Source organism: Flavobacterium sp. ACN2, from assembly GCF_002303885.1.
Taxonomy (GTDB): Bacteria; Bacteroidota; Bacteroidia; order Flavobacteriales; family Flavobacteriaceae; genus Flavobacterium.
The window spans coordinates 46661-66769 of record NZ_MRCM01000015.1; the positions used below are offsets into that span (position 1 = coordinate 46661).

The 20109-nt window shown below is 34.3% G+C and carries 11 protein-coding genes; 8 read left to right on the forward strand and 3 right to left on the reverse strand.

The features are described from left to right. Nucleotides 1–234: 234 nt before the first annotated feature. Both BSF41_RS17240 and BSF41_RS17245 read right to left on the reverse strand, forming a co-directional pair. A complete protein-coding gene (locus BSF41_RS17240) occupies nucleotides 235–3165 on the reverse strand; it encodes a triple tyrosine motif-containing protein (RefSeq protein ID WP_095930741.1) in 2931 nt (976 codons plus the stop codon). 562 nt (nucleotides 3166–3727) lie between these two features. Next, a complete protein-coding gene (locus BSF41_RS17245; RefSeq protein ID WP_095930742.1) occupies nucleotides 3728–4372 on the reverse strand; it encodes an HAD family phosphatase in 645 nt (214 codons plus the stop codon). Between the two features lie 215 nt (nucleotides 4373–4587). Between BSF41_RS17245 and BSF41_RS17250 the strand changes: the two genes are divergently transcribed. Further along, nucleotides 4588–5757: a DUF4861 family protein gene (locus BSF41_RS17250; protein ID WP_095930743.1), complete on the forward strand. Its 1170-nt coding sequence runs from the start codon at nucleotides 4588–4590 to the stop codon at nucleotides 5755–5757. A gap of 239 nt (nucleotides 5758–5996) precedes the next feature. On the opposite strand, the gene BSF41_RS17255 is transcribed toward BSF41_RS17250, so the two are convergent. Beyond that, entirely contained in the window at nucleotides 5997–7067 is a 1071-nt protein-coding gene (locus BSF41_RS17255) for a substrate-binding domain-containing protein (RefSeq protein ID WP_371611530.1), read from the reverse strand. 121 nt (nucleotides 7068–7188) lie between these two features. Here BSF41_RS17255 and BSF41_RS17260 point away from each other — a divergent pair, with 121 nt between their 5' ends. The 7 genes from BSF41_RS17260 to BSF41_RS17290 all read left to right on the forward strand — a co-directional run bounded on the left by BSF41_RS17260 (nucleotide 7189) and on the right by BSF41_RS17290 (nucleotide 19975). Continuing rightward, nucleotides 7189–7638: a YhcH/YjgK/YiaL family protein gene (locus BSF41_RS17260; RefSeq protein WP_095930745.1), complete on the forward strand. Its 450-nt coding sequence runs from the start codon at nucleotides 7189–7191 to the stop codon at nucleotides 7636–7638. Nucleotides 7639–7641: 3 nt separating this feature from the next. After that, nucleotides 7642–8304, forward strand: coding sequence for a bifunctional 4-hydroxy-2-oxoglutarate aldolase/2-dehydro-3-deoxy-phosphogluconate aldolase (locus BSF41_RS17265; RefSeq protein ID WP_095930746.1), 663 nt, complete (start codon nucleotides 7642–7644; stop codon nucleotides 8302–8304). A 146-nt stretch (nucleotides 8305–8450) separates the two neighbouring features. Next, nucleotides 8451–9263 carry an SDR family oxidoreductase gene (locus BSF41_RS17270; protein WP_095930747.1) on the forward strand — a complete coding sequence of 271 codons (813 nt, stop codon included), beginning with the start codon at nucleotides 8451–8453 and terminating at the stop codon, nucleotides 9261–9263. Nucleotides 9264–9293: 30 nt separating this feature from the next. Further along, on the forward strand, nucleotides 9294–10478 hold the full coding sequence (gene uxuA, locus BSF41_RS17275) for a mannonate dehydratase (RefSeq protein ID WP_095930748.1): 1185 nt from the start codon (nucleotides 9294–9296) through the stop codon (nucleotides 10476–10478). A gap of 241 nt (nucleotides 10479–10719) precedes the next feature. Beyond that, entirely contained in the window at nucleotides 10720–12348 is a 1629-nt protein-coding gene (locus BSF41_RS17280) for a right-handed parallel beta-helix repeat-containing protein (RefSeq protein WP_095930749.1), read from the forward strand. A 219-nt stretch (nucleotides 12349–12567) separates the two neighbouring features. Beyond that, a complete protein-coding gene (locus BSF41_RS17285) occupies nucleotides 12568–16662 on the forward strand; it encodes a two-component regulator propeller domain-containing protein (RefSeq protein ID WP_095930750.1) in 4095 nt (1364 codons plus the stop codon). 310 nt (nucleotides 16663–16972) lie between these two features. Next, entirely contained in the window at nucleotides 16973–19975 is a 3003-nt protein-coding gene (locus BSF41_RS17290; RefSeq protein WP_095930751.1) for a TonB-dependent receptor, read from the forward strand. The last annotated feature ends 134 nt before the right edge of the window (nucleotides 19976–20109 follow it).

A 20109-nucleotide genomic window follows, 5' to 3' on the forward strand; every position in this document is an offset into this window, starting at 1 on the left:
AAGTCTTTTTGCTTCATTTTAAATAGGTTTTAGTTAGTAAATGTTATTTCTTCAATAAAAACCATTTAAAAAAAATAGTTTGTATTTTCCGACAATAACAAAGCAATATTAACTAAAAAATCAGGCAAGACTTACATTTTTGAGTACGGTTTGACTACGGTACTATCGAAGAAATGTAACAAATCATCGATGAAATGCATAAAATCACTTAAAATTTCACTTAAATGAGAAAAATTAAAAATTGAGAATAAATTCGGTGATGTTTGTATCTGATGGAAGCTGCAATTTTTTACGAATGCGATAACGGGTATCTTCAACACCACGAACAGAAATTCCTAAAAGCGGAGCAATTTCTTTTGTATTGAAGTTCATTCGCAAATACGCACACAATCGCATATCGCGCGGAGTCAATTCTGGATAACTCGATTTTAATCGCTGCATAAAATTATCATGCAATTGATTAAAGATTTCTTCAAATTCATTCCAATGTTTGTCTCCCTGCAATTCGTGGTCAATCAATTTATTGATTTTCGTCAGCAGGCTGAAATTTACATTCGGATCATTCTTCTTATCAATCTGTCCGATCAATTCTTTAATAGAAAGTAGAATTTCATTTAAATGAATCAAATTGACTGTATTTGAAGCTACTTTAGCATTTTTAAGATTTATTGTCGTTTCGAGATTCTCTCGCACAATAGCCATATTCTGTTGTTCGAATGTCAGTTTCTGTTCGTTAAGTTCTGCACGGCTTCGAAGCAATTCTCTTTCCTGATTCTCTATTAATTGACGGCGTTGACGCTCAGCAACAGATTTCTGATATCTCACAATTAAATAAATTACAACACTATAAAGCACAAAATAAAATAAGTAAGCCCAAAAAGTTCTGTACCAAGGCGGTAAAACTTCAAATCGAAAAACAGCTTCTTCGCTGACCACATCATACATATTTTTTGCTCTAACATGAAAAACATATTCGTTTTCAGGCAAATTGGTATATTCTTTTTCGGTCTGAAGACTGTAATCTGACCATGTTGGCTCAAAACCCTCCAGCCAATATTCGTATTTTGTTGCATCGGCGTCTTCAAAACAAAGTGATGCAAAAGAAAAATGAAGCGCATTGTTAGAATACGCTAATACGGTCGAAAATTTATCGTTTACCGATCCCGTTTTATTTGGAAGAACATCATAACGGCTAGAAAACAACAGACTATCTTTCGGAAAAATGCATTTTACCTCTGAAATAACCGCTTTATATTTCGTTTGATATTTTTTGTTTTTAATGGCACTATAATGAATCAAACCTTCTTGCGTTCCAAAAAACACATCACCGCTTTTTGTCGTCTGTATATTTTCAAATCCAGGAACATATAGGTATCGAAGTTTTCGAAAGGGAAGTTCTTCTGTCTTGAAACTTCCGTTTTTCTGTTTGCTCATTTTTCCTGTATTTTCACCAGAAATGTACCATATATTATCCTGCTGATCTGGTTTTAATAATCGGATATGATTTTCTAATCCCAGATATTTCTTGAAAACAGGATCTGGAATCATTTTTTTTGAAGATACATCTTGTCTGTAAACGCCTTTTGTGGTTCCAAACAAAATCTGATTATCGATTTTAAAGGTATTCAAAAACAAACTCGACGGAAATCCATTTTTATCATTATAAAACTGAATATCAATAACCGAATCATATACTGCATTAAATTTCAATTTATAAATTCCTTTGTAGCCGTGCGCAATCCAAATGTTTCCTTGTTTATCGGTTTCCATTATTCTACTGCTTTCTTCAAACCCTTTTATTCGATGCTGAAAAACCCACGAACCGTTTATTTGTTTTAAAAGATACAATCCAGTATAACCGCCAACAAGAAGCAAATCAGGATGATTCGGGATTAGGATTCCTTGCCAAGCACCATCAATTTTGGCTAACGCTTTCGCGGAATTTCTACTGATTTCAAATATGCCATTTTTTTCAAATGCTAACAACGAATTGCCAAAAACACCAATATTCCAAACATTTTCAGACATTCCAGAAACATACTGAAACGTTACATTTTCTCTTTTTCCACTTTTATAAGCTTCCCAATCGAGCCAAAATACACCATTGTCTGTGCCGATATACAATTTATTCTGGTAAATCTGACTGCAGTAAATTTTGGTTTCAGAATTAGAACTATCTATAATTTTGGATAAAGGAGATGAAATCTGAATTAATGAAATTCCGCCTTTGAGCGTGACCCAAAGATTGCCTTCCGCATCGATTTTAAAATTGGTAACATATTCGTTTTGAAGTCCCATTTGTTTGTCAATATGCTGAATCAAATATCCTTCACTATCAATAACTATCAACCCCGATTGACGGGTTCCAATTCCTAAATAACCGTCCGAAAGTTCAATTCCTGCCGAAATCTGATTTTGTTTTAATAAAGGATCAACTTCGGTTATAAATGGTTTAATCTGTTCTCCATCGAAGATAAAAAGGCCATTTTTTTGAGTTAATACTAAAAGTCCATTTTTGGTTTGAAAAATCTTTCGAACCTGCAATCCAACAAACTGCTGGCTATTTACAACTGGAATTAATTCATTTCCTTTCAGCTTTAATAATCCTTTTTCATTGTTTGTAACATAGATTTCTTTTCCCACTTCGAAGAAATCATCAAAAGAGGTTTTGGCATTAATTACCTTGATTGTATTGTTTTTGTAAATAAAAATCCTTTCGTAAGAGAAAAAAATAACTTCATTATTTCGAATGACCGTATGAAGTACATCCCCAAAATTTCGAGCCGATTTAGGAAGCAATTTTACTAAAGAAGTATATTGATATTGCCCATTTGGAAGCTGAATCACAAACCCGAAATCACCTTGCGCACCCACATACATTTTATCGCTTTTATCAATTGTCATCGACCGCACCATGCTTCGGTTTTCTGGCTGTGTCACAATAGCCCAACGCACACCGTCGAATTGCATAATACCAAAATGATTGGCAAAAAACATCATGCCTTTGGAATCTTGCAAAACATCCCAATTTTCTGATGCAGCTTTATAGGTCTTCGGGCTATAATTAGCTATAAAGGGAACTCCAATCTTTTTGATTTGGGAATTGATAATTGGAGAAATAAATAACAGTAATAGAAATAAAATCTTGATTTTAAGTTTCGTCATTTTTGTGCGGTCTGTAGGTTAATGCAGCGACTTTGGGAAATCACTTCCTAAAAAAGATCCTTTGGGAAAAATCATTTTTTAGGACAAAAAACATTTCTTTTTAAATGTAGTAATAACAATTATTCAATATTACCAAATCAAAAAAGAGAATGTCGAAACTCAAATATATAAAAATTTATTTTAATGCAACAAATTACATTTTAATGAGAGAATTTGATAATTAGAAAATTTGCCAATTAGATAATTAAACTTTGTCAAGGTTCAAAAAGATGTTATTCATTCCGTAGGAATGTCTGGTTGGTAGATTTTTTAATTAGATTCAGAGGTACACGTTCCGTAGGAACGTTTGAATACGCAAATAAAATTCATTTCACAAAACAGGTGTCCCTACAGGACACTATGCAAATGCGTTTTTATTTTTCTACCAACCAGATATTCCTAACGGAATAATTTAATCGTAAAAACAAATCCGCTTCTTACAACAAACCCGACAGGTTTTAAAAACCTGTCGGGTTTAACTTGAAACCTCAAACTTGAAACTTGAAACAAAACAAAACAAACCTTAAACTCCAAGTTTTTCGCTTAATTCTTCATAAGAGCTAAAAAGCTCTGCTCCTTCTTCTTCTAAATCTTCATTATTGAAACCATTTGCAAAACCATAAACTTTAAATCCGCCACTCACTCCAGCCTTAACGCCCGCTTTACTGTCTTCAACCACAATACACTCTTTTACCTCAAAACCCATTACTGCTGCAGCGTGAAGAAATATTCCAGGTTCTGGTTTCCAGCTTCCAATTTGATACGAACTAAATATTCTATCTTCGAATTTATCCAGCAATCCAGCAACTTCAAGATTCAAACGAATTTTATCTACTGGTCCGCTAGAGGCAACGCAATATGGAATTTTTAATTTTTCGATATTTTCGATAAAATCAACAATTCCTTCCATTGGTTTTACCTGAGTTTTAAAAGCTTCAAAACTCTTTTCGCGATATTCTGTTTCAAAATTTTCTGGAAGTTTCTGATCAATTGCTTCTTCAATATGTCTGAAACAATCTTTGAGATTTCGGCCATTAAAATAACGATACGCATCTTCCAATTCCATTTCGAATCCGTGTTCTTGCGCCATTGACAACAATATTCGGTTACCGATTTTCTCAGTATCGACCAATACTCCGTCACAATCGAAAATTATGCATTTAACCATTTCTGTTGATTTTCATTTATTTATAAATTCTTCCCGAACTCAAAATCAGGAAATGTAAATTACGGAAAATAATCTATTTTCTTGATAAAGCTTTTCTGCTCATTTTCAAACTTCTGTACAGAATTACTCCAATTCTGTATTTTTATTTAAGTTTTGATTTGTACTTTTATAATTCTATCAAACCTAATTTTAAAAAATAGTAAACCCTCAAAATTTTGAAAAAACATCTTTTTATCATAACCATTCTGACAGCCAATTTTGCTGCTTTTTCTCAGAATAAAATCATCACAATTTCTAACTCTTTAAAAGTTGACAGAGAATTTGAAACCATCGAATTGACTAAAAAGTCACTTGGATTAAATACCGATTCGAAACTTGAAAACTATGCTGTAAAAGACATTAGCAGTAATACTTTCTTAGAAACTCAAACCGTAGATAATGATGGCGACGGAAATGCAGATGTTTTGCTTTTTCAGCCAAAAATCAAAGCTGCTTCTAAACAGGATTTTGAAGTATTAGTTGGAACAAATCCAAATGCTTCAAAAGTAGTTAGCTGCTATTCTCGTTTTGTTCCAGAACGTACAGATGACTATGCGTGGGAAAACAATAAAGTAGCTTTTAGAACTTACGGGCCAGTGGCTCAAAAAATGGTTGAAGATAAAATTCCTGGAGGTACTCTAACTAGCGGAATCGATGCTTGGCTAAAAAGAGTAGATTATCCAATCATTAATAAATGGTATGAAAAAGCCACAAACGGAACCGGAACGTATCATAAAGATACCGGCGAAGGTTTAGACAACTTTCATGTAGGTGACAGCCGCGGTGTGGGTGGAATTGCTGTAAATGTTGATGGAAAATATTATTTTTCTAAAAATTTCATCAGCTGGAAAACTATTACAATGGGTCCAATCAGAACGAGTTTTATTCTGACTTATGCCGATTGGGATGCAAAAGGCAATAAAATAACGGAATCGAAATTAATCAGTTTAGATTACGGAAGTCAGCTTTCTCGCTTTGAAATCAATATTACGAGAACCAAGCAAATTGCTGCCGGATTAACACTTCATGATAAAAAAGGAACAATCGGAACAAATGTAAAAGAAGGCTGGCTAAGTTATTGGGAGCCAATCGATGATTCTGAAATTGGCACAGGATTGGTTGTTCCAGAAGGCAATTTAATCAGTTTTGACAATCATGTAACAGACGAAAAAGATCTAAGTAATCTGTACGGAAATATTGCCGTTAAGAATAATAAAGCTATTTATTATGTTGGCTTTGGATGGAAAAAAGGAAGTCCGTTTCAAACTAAACAGGAATGGGAAAAATATTTGAGCTCTTTTGCTGACAAGATTAATAATCCTTTGATTGTGAAGGTGAAGAAATAATTATTTTTGCCACTAAAGCGCTAGGACACGAAAGTTTTTAGGCCACAGATTAAAGGATTAAAATGATTTTATTTCACGCAGATTTTGCTGATTATAGCAGATTTAATTTAGATTTTAATTTAAAACAAATCTGCCTAAATCTTTTTAAATCTGCGTGAAACAAAAAACTTTGCGTCTCTGCGGCTTTGCGAGATTAAAAGGTAAAACTAAAAAAACTTAGTGCCGTAGCGGCAAAAAAACTATCGCTTAACAGGAAAATAATTCTCCTTCAAAATAATTTCTAACGGAATATAATGCGTTCGCTCCGTCTCTTCTTGCAGAACCAATTTCTTATACAAATAATTAATACCCATATAACCTTGATCTTCGGGTCTTTGATTGATTAAAAAATCAATTACGCCTTTGTTTAAATATTCGATATTCTCTTTCAGCAAATCAAAACCAATAATTCGAACACCTTTTATATTGTTTTTTTCTAAAAACTCGGCAACAATATACGCTCGAGAATTGGGTACAAAAACGCTGTTTACACCCGAAAACATTTCTAAACTCAATTGATCGATTCCGGAATCTTTTAAGGTAAATTCAGAAAATTTAAAATTGGTCAATTCATCATGGTCTTGAAAATACGAATAGAAACCTTTTATACGTTGCTGATACACAGAAGTGCTTTCGATTTCTCTAGTAATCTTAAAAATTAAAACTTGTCGCTCATTTTTTACGGCAAAACTAATTAATCTTCCAGCTAAATATCCGCTCTGAAAAGCATCTTGCCCTACATAAGCATGTTCGTTTTCTTCAGAAATATTCGAATCGATCATCACAATCGGAATATTCTTTTTTTCATATTCCTTTAAAAACTGAACAGAATCTTCGTAAAAAATTGGTGCAAACAATAAACCATCGCAATCAAATTCCAATACTTTTTGAGCCGATTCTTTAAACGATGCCAAATTATAATCGTAGAAAAAATAATCCAATACAATTCCGAATTTACTGAATTCCAAAGCTGCTTTTTCTATTCCGTCCGTTTGACTTTTCCAATATTCCAAAGTTTCCGATTTTGGAAGGAAAACTGCAAAATGAAACTTTTTATTCAGTGCCAGATTACTTGCCAAAATATTTCGGGTATAACCAAACTCTTCAATTATTGCATTCACCTTATCTACGGTTTCCTGCGCTACTTGTCCGCGTTTGTGTATAATCCTGTCGACGGTTCCGGCAGAAATATTAGCTAGTTCGGCAATTTTTTTAATTGTTATGATATTGATTCTTTTTAAGTTAAAAAAATAAAAGCAGTCGGGTAAAATTAATTTATTTTATTAAAAATAAGTTGTTTTACATCACTTTTTGCATACATTTGTAAAACACCGTGTGCGTACACGCAAATATACATATAACACTGAAAAATAAAAATAATAATCAATTAAAATGATACTAGACTCATTACAAAATGCACCAAAATACTACGGTCTGCATCCAAATTTCAAAAAAGCTTTTGATTATGTAAATCAAAATGACATTGCCAATCTAGAAGAAGGTGCTTTTGAAATTGGAGAAGGTTTAAAACTAATTGTAATTGTTGGACAAGGAAATACAAAAGAAGAAGCCGTAAAAGGATTTGAATGTCATGATAAAAACATCGATATTCAAATTTCGATTAAAGGACCTGAAACTTTTGCATGGAAACCAAGAGAAAAATGCGTGAATCCGAATGGCGACTACAGCGATGAAAGAGACGTTAGATTTTTCCATGATGCACCAGATACTTTTTTTGAAATGCAGGAAAAACAATTCGCCATTCTTTTTCCAGAAGATGTTCACACCGCAATGATTGGTGAAGGAACACTGAAAAAAATCGTTATTAAAGTAAAAATATAAGTCATGAGCACTATTCAGAATTCGATTGATGTCATTGTAAAACAAGGAATGCTTCCATTGTATTTTAATGCAGAGGAAAGCAAAAGCATCACGATTTTAAGAACACTTTATAACTCTGGAATTAGAGCAGTAGAATATACAAGCCGCGGTCCAGAAGCGCTTTCTAATTTCAAAAAAATGGTTGAAGTAAGAAACGCTGAAATGCCAGGAATGCTTTTAGGAATTGGAACCATCAAAAATTTAGCACAAGCAGAAACGTATTATTTAACTGGAGCCGACTTTTTTATAAGCCCAGGATTTGTTCCTGAAATTGCTTCGTTTTTAATTTCTAAAGAAGTTTTATACGCTCCAGGCTGCATGACGCCAACTGAAATTATTGCTGCTGAAAATGCTGGAGTAAAATTCATTAAACTTTTCCCCGGAAACATTTTAGGTCCAGATTTTATGAGTGCCATCAAAGATGTTTTTCCAAACTTAATTTTTATGCCAACTGGAGGTGTTGATACTACTAAACAAAATATCGAAACTTGGTTTAACGCTGGTGTGTCTGCTGTGGGAATGGGAAGCAAATTAATTAGCAAAGAAGTAATGGAATATGGTGCTTACGAGACAATCGAAAAAGAAACCAAAAGGGTTTTGGAATTGATTGAAACAATCAAAAGTTAAATTCCAAATTTGAAAACCCAAATTCCAAACTCAATATGAACTGATGGGGCTAAATAAATCAAAAAAGTAAAAATTAATTATACAAAAATGTGCTTTATTTCCAAATTGGAATTTGGAATTTAAAGTATTGAAAATTAAAAATTAAAATGGATTCAATATTCAATCTACAAGGAAAAATTGCCTTAATAACAGGTGGTGCTGGAGTTCTAGGAAGCAGATTTGCAAATACCTTGGCACAACAAGGTGTAATTGTCGGAATCGTTTCGCAATCATTGGAAAAAGCCGAAAACACAGTAAAAGCCATAGAAGCAAACGGCGGACAAGGTTTTGCAGTTCAGGCGAATGTTTTAAATAAAGAAGAAATAGAAAAAGCCAAAGATTTTATTGTTGAAAGATACGGACGTCTCGATATTCTAATTAATGCTGCCGGAGGAAATATGCCGGGCGCAACCATTCAGCCTGATCAAGCGGTTTATGATATGAAAAGCGATGATCTGCAAAAAGTTATTGATTTAAATATTATCGGAACAATGCTTCCAACTCAGGTTTTTGCCGAACTTTTTGCCAAACAGAAATCAGGAAACATCATCAATATTTCATCGGCTTCGGCACAAAGACCTTTAACAAGAGTTGTAGGTTATTCTGCTTCAAAAGCGGCAATCGACAATTTTACACAATGGATGGCAGTGGAACTGGCTCAAAAATATGGAGAAGGACTTCGTGTAAATGCTATTTCTCCTGGGTTCTTTATTGGCGAACAAAACCGCGCTTTATTACTGACTCCAGAAGGAAAACTGACTCCAAGAGGTGAAAAAATTATCGATCATACGCCAATGGGAAGATTTGGAACTCCAGAAGATATTGACGGTGCGCTTTTATTTTTATGCAGCGATATGTCAAAATTTGTTACTGGAACTATCTTAAAAGTTGACGGCGGATTTGCTGCAACGAGTATTTAAAAACTAATTCACAAAACAACATAATACAAAATGGAACAAACATTAAGATGGTTCGGACCAAATGACCCTGTTTCTTTACAAGATATCAAACAAACCGGAGCAACCGGAATTGTAACGGCATTACACCACATTCCAAATGGAGAAGTTTGGAGTATTGACGAGATCATTAAGCGAAAAGTTGAAATCGAACACGAAAACGGTGATCCTAAAAAAGGTGCTTCTGGGTTAACTTGGTCGGTTGTAGAAAGTATTCCGGTCCATGAAGACATTAAAAAACAGATTGGAAATTATCTTCAATATATTGAAAATTATAAAGAAAGCATTCGCAATCTGGCTTTGTGCGGTATCAAATGTGTTTGTTACAACTTTATGCCTGTTTTAGACTGGTCAAGAACCGATTTATCGTATACAGTTGAAGACGGATCAAAAGCTTTACGTTTTGACATTAATGCTTTTGCTGCTTTTGAATTGTTTATTTTAAAAAGACCAGGTGCAGAAAACGAATACTCTGAAGAACAAAAACAAAAAGCAAAAAGCTATTTTGAAGCCATGACTGCCGAAGATAAAGTAAAATTACAGCAGAACATTCTGGCTGGACTTCCAGGGGCTGAAGAAGCTTATTCTGTTGAAGATTTTCTAGTAACATTAAGTGCTTATAATCATATTGACAGACAGGCTTTAAAGAATAATCTTTTTCATTTTCTGAAAGAAATTATTCCGGTTGCTGAGAGTAAAGGCGTTTTGATGGCTATCCATCCAGACGATCCTCCTTACCCAATTTTAGGTCTACCAAGAGTCGTAAGTACCGAAGAAGATTTGATGGAATTAATGAACGCCGCTCCTTCTCCATCAAACGGATTTACAATGTGTACAGGTTCTTATGGTGTTCGAGCCGATAATGATTTGCCTGGAATTGTGAGACGCCATGGCGACAAAATGAATTTTATTCATTTAAGAAGCACGCAGCGCGATGAAGAAGGAAGTTTTTACGAAGCAAATCATTTGGAAGGCGATGTAGATATGTACGAAGTTGTAAAAGCCATTTTGGAAGTTGAAAAAAGAAATAATACTCAACTACCAATGCGCCCAGATCACGGACATCAAATGCTGGATGATTTGAAGAAAAAAACAAATCCGGGGTATTCTGCAATTGGCCGTTTAAGAGGCTTAGCAGAACTACGCGGACTTGAATTAGGGATCAAACGATCTTTATAATTTTGTTTGCCATTAAGGCGCTAAGACGCAAAGTTTTTTATTTTTTTGTTTCACGCAGATTTAAAAAGATTTAAGCAGATGAACGCAGATAATTTATACATAATAAAATCTGCTATAATCTGCCAAATCTGCGTGAAAAAAAATCCTTTTAATCCTTTTAATCTGTGGCTAAAAAAAAATCGTGCCTTAGCGCCTTCGTGGCAAAACAAAAAAACTAACTAACCACAAAAACCACAAAACCATGATTCGCCAAGCCATTCTTATATCCTGTGGCTTTTTTATAAACACTTTACTGGCACAGGAAATACCTAAAATTATTACTTCAAAAACCAATTATCTTCCAGATTTTAGTTATGCAGGATATCACTTCGGCGAAAGCCAGATTCCTGAACCTAATGGAAAAGTCATCAATGCAGTTGATTTTGGCGTAAAAGCAAATGACGATTTAGACGATTCAAAAGCGCTTTTAAAAGCCTTTAAAGCCGCGAATGCTGCTGAGGGAAATGTCATTCTGCAATTGCCAGCTGGACGCATTATCTTAAGTGAAATACTCTATATTGAAAGAAGCAATTTTGTGCTTCGCGGTACAGGTTCTAACGAAAACGGAACTGAAATCTACTGCCCAAGACCGATGATGTATCTTAAAGATTCTGATGTTTTGGCTGAACTTCGCGAATATTTAACCACTTTTGACAAAAGACAGCGCGAACCTGAAAACAATATCGATTTGCCTTTCTCGCAATACGCTTGGTCTGGAGGTTTTATCTGGACACAGGTTCCAGGCGAACGTGTAAAATCCTATTTGGATAAATACGAACCAGAATCTAATCCGCTGGCGAAAGTCAGTTCGGGGAAAATGGGCGAACATATTATTACGGTTTCTGACATAAAAGGTTTAAAAGTCGGCGATGTTGTAGAATTGCAGCTTTTTAATAAAGATGGCGAAAATGGCGAAATCATCAACGATTTATATCAAGGAGCAAAAGTAAAACCTGGTTCGCATCATTGGAAATTTCCAAAACTTCCCATTGTGAGACAGCAGGTTGAAATCACTAAAATTTCGGGTTCAAAAATTACTTTAAAAACACCTTTAACCATTTCAATTAAGCCAAGTTATCAGGCGCAATTGGTTGAGTGGAAACATTTAAACGAAGTCGGTATCGAGCATCTTCGTTTTACGTTTCCTGATATTCCAAGAGTCGCGCATCACGTAGAACCTGGCAATAATGGTATCTTCTTAACTCGTCTTTTCAACAGTTGGGTTAAAGATGTGAAAATCACCAATGCCGACAGCGGAATTTTAGCCGAAGAAGTTGCTAACGTTACCATTCAAGATATTACAACCGATGGACCGCATTTATCGCATTACACCGTAACTTTAGGCGGCGTGCACAATATTTTGGTTAAGAATCTCAAAATCTATAATTCTGCCGTCCATCCTTTAAGTTTCAACACTTTTGCAACTAAAAATGTGTATCAAAACTGCGAGATATTTACTGACCCACTTCTAGATCAGCATTCAGGAGCCAATCATCAAAATTTATTTGATAATATTACTGTACACATAAAAGCCGACAAAAACAATAGTTACGCCTTATTTGGCGGAGGCGGAGCCGATTATTGGAAACCTTCTCACGGTCCTTTCAGCACGTTTTGGAATCTGAATGTTCAGGTTGAAAATCCAGATCTATCAAAACCAGTTTTATTGTACGGAATGAAAGATGGCGCTTTAGCCAGAATCATTGGTGTTCAAGGAAATACGAAATTTGAAATCAAATACGACATTGATCCGTATATTGAATTTTTGAATACGCCAATTGAGAAGATTCCTTCTTTGTATGATTATCAATTACAGAAACGATTAAAATAGCCAAATATCTGTCACAAATTACAAGGTTTTTTTCGCCACGAATTCACGAATTTCTCTAATCCTTTGACTTGATTTTATTTGTGTTGAAATGGCTAAAAACTCACGAATTATTCAAATTTAGATTATAAATAATTCGTGAATTCGTGGCTAATTTTCAACACACAGAAAAACAATCTTTATAATCTGTGAAATCTGTGGCAAAAAACAAAACTAAACGCTATGAAATATAAAATAGCTTTTCTCGCAATTGTATTTGTTTTAGGGAATTTGTTTTCCCAAAATAAATACCGTCTTAAAAATTTCTCTACGACAGACGGGCTTTCGCAGAGTTCTGTCATTGCCATTCATCAGGATAAATTTGGGCAGATGTGGTTTGGAACCCGTGATGGTTTAAACAAATATGATGGAAGCCGATTTACGATTTTCAGGAATGATGCTGCAGATAAATTTTCGATCAGCAACAATGATATTTTGGCTATTGAAGAAGACAATTCAGGAAAAATCTGGGTAGGAACTTACAACGGACTAAATTGCTATGATCCTGTTTCGAATCGTTTTACAAGATATCTTCACACCAAAGCCAATCATACTATAAGTAATAATGCAGTTTGGAGCATGAGAGAAATTGGAGGAGAAATGTGGTTCGGAACTTCAAAAGGATTAACGATATTCAATAAAAAATCAGGATTATTTACTTCCGTATTTCATTCCGATGATGATGCTTCTACTCTTCCAAGCAATAATATTCTGAGCATTTTAAAAACTAAAAAAGGCGAAATCTGGATTGGAACAACGAAAGGTTTATGCCAATTGACCAGTCGAAAAAATGGTAAATTATCTTTTAAAAATTATCCATTAAACACAACTGACTTACTAAACGTTCAATCGGTTATTGAGGACAAAGATGGCAGCTTATGGGTTGGGACAAAAAACAAAGGACTTTTAAAATTCGATCTAAAAGAAAAAGCTTTTATTTCTTTTTTACCGGCTGAAAAATACCGCGAAATCAATACCGACATTCGCTCTTTAGTAATTGACAATCAAGGTTCTATATGGGTTGGCGGTTATGACGGAATTTATATTTTAGGCAAAGATAAAAGTCTTCAAAAAATCAATAATAGCAATAATGCCAACGGAATCGACAAAGTAAAATCTATTTTTATGGATAAAAAAGGTTCTATTTGGATTGGCTGTTATTACAAAGGCGTTAATCTTTGGGACGTTTCGAATGTCAATTTCTCCAATTACAATCAGAATTCTAAAAAGATTCCGATGAGTTTTGATGTTGTGAGTTCTATTATTTCAGATAAAAACCAAAACATTTATTTTGGAACTGAAGGCGGTGGAATTAGCATTTACAATACAACTACCGAAGCTGTAAGTTACATCAATAGCAAAACTGGACAAACTCATAAAAATGACATCAAGGCCATGTGTCTTGCAGACGATCATATTTTATGGATTGGAACTTTTTCGAAAGGACTATCGGCTTACAATACCATTTCTAAAAGAATGGAAGATAATCGAATTGCATCTGATTTAACCGAATTATTGAAAGAAAGCGGTGTTTATTCTCTTAAAGCTGAAAATAAAATTTTATGGATTGGCACTTTTGGTAAAGGTTTAATTCGTTACAACACATTAGACAAAACCTTCCAAATTATTGGAAATGATACTTCAAAACCTGTTTTTCTAACCAATAATATGGTTCGCAGTATTTTGATCGACAAACAAAATTCAATCTGGCTCGGAACACAAAATGGTCTAAATCGCATTTCGCTTCAAAATTTTGATTCCAAGAAATACCAAATACAACATTTCTTTTACGATCATTCGGCTTTGTCGGGAGATGATATTTTGACTTTGTTTGAAGATTCTCAGAATAAAATCTGGGTAGGAACAAAAGCCAAAGGACTTCATGTTTTTGATGGAAAAAAGTTTACCAGAATCAATCTTAGAATTGGAAATACAGTCATTACTTCCATTCATTCGATTTTAGAAGATGACGATAAAAACCTATGGATCAGTACCAATCAGGGAATTATCAAGTATAATACAATTAAAAAATCGGTTGTAATTTATGATCAGAAAGATGGTTTGGCGAGTAATGAATTCAACGATAATTCGGCTTTAAAATTAGGTTCCAATCAGTTTTATTTTGGAAGTCCGTCCGGTGCAACTTTTTTCGATGCCACAAAAATTTCCTTAAATAAGTATGCTCCACAGGTTTTAATTACCGATTTGAAAATTAAAAACGAGACAGTAAATGCGCATGATAAAGACGGAATCTTAGAACAGAGCGTCGGCTATACTAAAACGATCACTTTGGATTATGACAAGGCAAATTTCTCGATCAGTTTTGCGATTCCAAATTACATTCGATCCAAAAATAACCAATACAGTTATCGTTTGGTTGGTTTGGAAAATAACTGGACAACTACTAAAAACAGTGAAGCTAATTTTGCGATTCAAAATCCGGGCACTTATACTTTTGAGGTTCGAGGAGCCAACAATGACGGCGTTTGGAATCAGGCTCCAACAACTTTAACCGTTATTGTAAATCCAGCTCCATGGCGCAGTATTTGGGCATTTATGCTTTATGGAATTATAATTGGTTTAGGTTTATATGGCCTGATTTGGATTATGAAATCGAAAGCGAGATTGAAACAAAAACTCGAACTGGAATATCTGGAAACGCAGCGTATTGAAGAAAACAATAAGCTGAAACTAGATTTCTTTACCAATATTTCGCATGAATTTAGAACGCCTTTAACTTTGATTTTAGGGCCGTTACAGCAAATTTTAGCCGATTACAACGGAACCAACGAAATGTACAAAAAGCTTCTTGTTATTGAAGGAAGCGCGAATCATCTTTTGAGTTTAATTAACCGTTTAATGGATTTTAGAAAACTGGAAAATCATCAGGTTACGCTGGAATCTGCAAACGGAAATATTGTCAAATTTACCAAAGAAATCTTTCTTTCATTTATCGAATATGCCAAAGACGGCGGATACGATTATACGTTTGAAACTGAAAACGAAGAAATTCTGCTTTATTTTGACCGCTATAAACTGGAACGCGTATTTTATAACCTGATTTCAAATGCTTTTAGATACACTCCAAAAGGCGGTTCGATCAAAATTAAAATCAATCAAGACCAGCAGAATCTGTTTATCGCCGTTGAAGATTCGGGTGTAGGAATTGCCGAGGAACATATCGATAAAATTTTCGATCTGTTTTTTGAAGTTCCAACACATAATCAGGTTCAGAAAAATTACAATAAAGGAACAGGAATCGGACTTTCTATCGTTAAAAACATTGTTAAACTTCATAAAGGAAAAATTGATGTTACCAATAAACCTTCTGGCGGAGTTATTTTTAAAGTGACTTTACCGCTTGGGCGTGAACATCTTCTGGACAACGAAATTATTCCTGATTTTAAAATCAGTGACGATATTGCACAATACGCAGCTCAGTTAGAAACTTCAGAAATTGTAGAAAATGATGACATTGAAGATTTAATTGTAAACGAAGAAAAACAAACGATTTTAATTGTTGAAGATCATAAAGTCTTGAGAAAGTTCATGAAAAACCTGCTCAAAAAAGACTACAATATTATCGAAGCCGAAAATGGTAAAATTGCTTTAGAGAAAGCTTTAAAATTTGTTCCAAATCTGATTATCAGCGATGTGATTATGCCAGAAATGGTAGGAACTGAATTGTGTTCACGAATCAAAGAAAACATCAAAACCAGCCATATTCCGGTTATTCTGCTGACTTCGAGATCGTCATTAGTTTACAAATTTGAAGGATTAGAAAGCGGTGCCGATGATTACATTAGTAAACCATTCAATTTAATGGAATTCAGGCTTCGCGTTAAAAATCTTCTAAATACAACGGAACGTTTGAGAATCAAATTTTCAAGTGAAGACAGTTTTATTCCGTCAGAAATTACGGTTTCTTCTCTGGATGAAGAATTATTGAAAAAAGCATTCAAAATTGTAGAAGAAAATATTTCAAACGAACAATTCGATATTCCGTTTTTCTGTTCAGAATTAGGCGTAAGCCGAACGATGTTATTCTTAAAAATAAAAGCTTGGACCAATTGCACGCCAAACGAATTTATACATGAAATCAGATTAAAACGTGCGGCTCAATTATTAGAACAAAACAAATTAACGGTTTCTGAGATCAGTTATAAAGTCGGTTTCAACAATCCGAAATACTTTAGCAAATGCTTTCAGAAAAAGTACGGTGAAACTCCATCTCAATACGCCGACAAATTTTATAAATCTTCTACGATTAAATTGTGAAATGTGAGATGTCAAATGTGAGATGTTAAATGTGAATTGTTAGAGGTAACTAAACTTTTTACTTTTTACAACTCACATTTAAAATCTTATTTAAACAATTCGCATTTTTAAAGGCTTTAAAAAGGGTATCTGTATTTTTAGATACCCTTTTTTGTATTTCTATTTCTTTTTCGGCCTATACATTTGCGATATGAAAATCAAAAAAACAAAATTCTTATTGCTGCAAATTTTCTTTGTCATCATCATAATCGGAATGAGTTTATTGCTTTTCTACTTTATCTAACTTATTAACCTTAAAACCAAAAAATGAATGTTTACAAACCACAAAAACAAATCGTTTAGATGGTGTTTTCTAGTATCTTTTTTACTGGTAAATATCGTGATGCATGCACAGGAACGAAAAGTAACTGGAAAAATAACTTCCAGCGAAGATTTGCTCGGGCTTCCAGGTGCTAATGTCTATATCAAAAACTCCTCTGTAGGCGCTTCTGCCGATATGGACGGAAATTATACTGTAGTTGTAGGAGAGAAAAATGCTGTTTTAGTTTTCAATTTCGTAGGATTTCAAACGGTTGAAGTTCCAGTTGGAACCAAAAATGTTATCAATGTAAGTTTAAAACCAGATACAAAAGCGCTTGACGAAGTTATTGTAGTAGGTTACGGAACGCGTAAAAAGAGCGACATAACAGGTTCTGTATCTTCTGTAACGGCAAAAGAACTGACAGCTTTTCCTGTTTTAAATGCAGAACAAGCTTTACAAGGTCGTGCAGCGGGTGTTTCGGTAATGACCAATAATGGTGGCGAACCTGGAGCTCCTACAAAAATTAGAGTTCGTGGAGGAACTTCTATTAACGCGAGCGGAGATGCTTTGATTGTTGTAGATGGCTTTGCAGGTGTTTCTATGCCAGCTCCTCAGGACATTGCTTCTATTGAAGTTTTAAAAGACGCTTCGGCAACTGCCATTTACGGATCTCGTGGATCTAATGGAGTTATCATGGTAACAACTAAAAAAGGAAAACCAGGAAAACCAGTAATTGAGTTTAGCAATTCGACTTCTATTCAATCCGTAAATAATAAATTAGATTTATTAGATGCAGATCAATTTGCGGCTTATAGAAAAAGTTTTACTACGCACACGCAAGGTCCTGCAAATACAGACTGGCAAGATGAAATTTATCGTGAAGGAATGATTTCGAATACGCAATTGTCTTTCTCAGGCGGATCTGAAAATATCAGATATTATGTTTCTGGAACGTATTTCAACCAAAATGGAGTTGTAATCAATTCTGGAATTGACAAATACACGATTGTTGGAAATCTTGAGGCCGATTTAACTCCAAAATTTAAAGTAGGTTTAAACACTTTTACAAGCAAGCAGAACAAAGAAGGAATCGTAAGTCAGACAGGTGCTGGAGGAACTGGTGCTGCAGGTGTAATTGCTTCTGCATATCGTTTTATGCCTGATAAAGGAATTTACAATGCAGACGGAACTTATACAACGACTGCTCCAATTGGTGACGATATTGACAATCCATACGCAACGGCAATGGAAAATATTTTGGAAACTGTTTCTATCGTAAACCGAAACAATTTCTTCGCTCAATATCAAATTACTAAAGATCTTGATTTTAAAACTACTTTAGGTTTAACCGATAATAATTCACAAACAGGAAGATTTATTCCTTCCACTTTAATTGCTGGAAAAAACATCAAAGGAGAAGCCTCTGTAAACAACACAAGATTTTCTTCTTTCTTGACAGAGAACTATTTGACTTTCAAACGTGAAATTATCGACAAAGGAATGCTGACAGTTCTTGGAGGATACTCTTACCAGAAAAATAAAAACGAAAATTCGTATGCTGCATCAAGAGGATTTTTGACGAATACGAATTCATACAGAAATTTAGGTGCCGGAACTGTTTTCTTAAAACCTGATTCTGGTTTATCTGAAACTGAATTAATCTCTGCTTTCGGAAGGTTGAATTTTGATTATGCAGATAAATATTTACTAACGTTCACAGCAAGACGTGACGGTTCTTCAAGTTTTAGTAAAAACTACAAATACGGAACTTTCCCTTCTGGAGCCATTGGATGGAACATTAGTAAAGAAAACTTCTTAAAAGACAATAAAACGGTTTCAAACTTAAAATTAAGAGCAAGTTACGGAGCAACAGGAAACCCTTCAATTGGTGCCTACTCTACTCTTTCTAGATTTTCTGAAATCTATTATGTAAGTGGTGACGTGATTACCAATGCGGTACAATTGACTTCATTAGACAATCCGAACTTAAAATGGGAAACGTCTTATCAGCAGGATTATGGTATTGATTTAGGTTTGTTTGACAACAGAATCAGTATTACTGCAGATTATTACAAAACGATTACCAAAGATTTATTGTTCAACAGGCCACTTCCTGGAATTTCTGGAATTGCTTCTCAGCTTCAAAACGTGGGAGAATTAGAAAATAAAGGATGGGAATTAGGAATTAATACCAGAAACTTTATTGGCTCTGATTTTACTTGGTCAACAAACTTTAATATTTCTTCGAACAAAAACAAAGTATTAAAATTGGCTGATAACAAAGATCTTTTAATTAACTCTGCTCCTGGACATTTCTTAGCAACTGAATCGCAGATTTTAAGAGTTGGAGAGCCTGTTGGTTCTTTCTTCGGATTTATTTATGACGGCGTAATTCAGCAAGGTGAAGCGGTTTTACCAGGGAATTTTGAAACTGTTGCAGGTGGTGAAAAATTTAGAGATGTAAATGGTGACGGAAAATTGGATTCTCAAGATAAAACAATCATCGGAAATCCAAATCCAGATTTCATCTTCGGATTCAATAATGATTTCACTTATAAAAATCTTGACTTGAATATCTTCTTTCAAGGTTCGCAAGGAGGTCAAATCTTAAACTATACTTTGATGGAATTGGCTTCTGGAAATAACAACGCTACAACTGAAGTTTTAGATGCTTGGACACCAACTCATACTGATACTAATGTTCCTGCAAATGCAGCAAGAACTAAAAGAATCACTTCAAGATTTGTTTATGATGGAAGTTACATCCGTTTAAAAAACATTTCTATAGGATATAGTTTAGATGAAAAAGTTGTTTCTAAAATGGGATTAAGCAAAGTTCGTTTTTACATCAGTGCACAAAACCTTTGGACCATTACTGATTATCCAGGAACAGATCCTGAAACGAATTACTTGAACGACACGAATTCTAGAAGTAATACCAATTTAGGATTGGATTATGGAGGATATCCAAACGTAAGAACATTTACAGCAGGATTCAATTTAAAATTTTAATCTAATAACCTCTTTGGATCTCGTAATTAAACACATAGAAACATAGATTTTATGTGTCAAGTAAAGAATACAAAAAGAAACATGGTTTCTAAAACATAGCTCTTTATGTGTTCTATAAATAAGTGAAACACCTT

Bases quoted from the DNA above. Each gene is read 5' to 3' on its own strand.
- BSF41_RS17240 (WP_095930741.1), bottom strand. From the start codon at position 3,165: ATGACGAAACTTAAAATCAAGATTTTATTTCTATTACTGTTATTTATT.
- BSF41_RS17245 (WP_095930742.1), bottom strand. From the start codon at position 4,372: ATGGTTAAATGCATAATTTTCGATTGTGACGGAGTATTGGTCGATACT.
- BSF41_RS17260 (WP_095930745.1), top strand. From the start codon at position 7,189: ATGATACTAGACTCATTACAAAATGCACCAAAATACTACGGTCTGCAT.
- BSF41_RS17265 (WP_095930746.1), top strand. From the start codon at position 7,642: ATGAGCACTATTCAGAATTCGATTGATGTCATTGTAAAACAAGGAATG.
- BSF41_RS17270 (WP_095930747.1), top strand. From the start codon at position 8,451: ATGGATTCAATATTCAATCTACAAGGAAAAATTGCCTTAATAACAGGT.
- uxuA (WP_095930748.1), top strand. From the start codon at position 9,294: ATGGAACAAACATTAAGATGGTTCGGACCAAATGACCCTGTTTCTTTA.
- BSF41_RS17280 (WP_095930749.1), top strand. From the start codon at position 10,720: ATGATTCGCCAAGCCATTCTTATATCCTGTGGCTTTTTTATAAACACT.
- BSF41_RS17285 (WP_095930750.1), top strand. From the start codon at position 12,568: ATGAAATATAAAATAGCTTTTCTCGCAATTGTATTTGTTTTAGGGAAT.
- BSF41_RS17290 (WP_095930751.1), top strand. From the start codon at position 16,973: ATGTTTACAAACCACAAAAACAAATCGTTTAGATGGTGTTTTCTAGTA.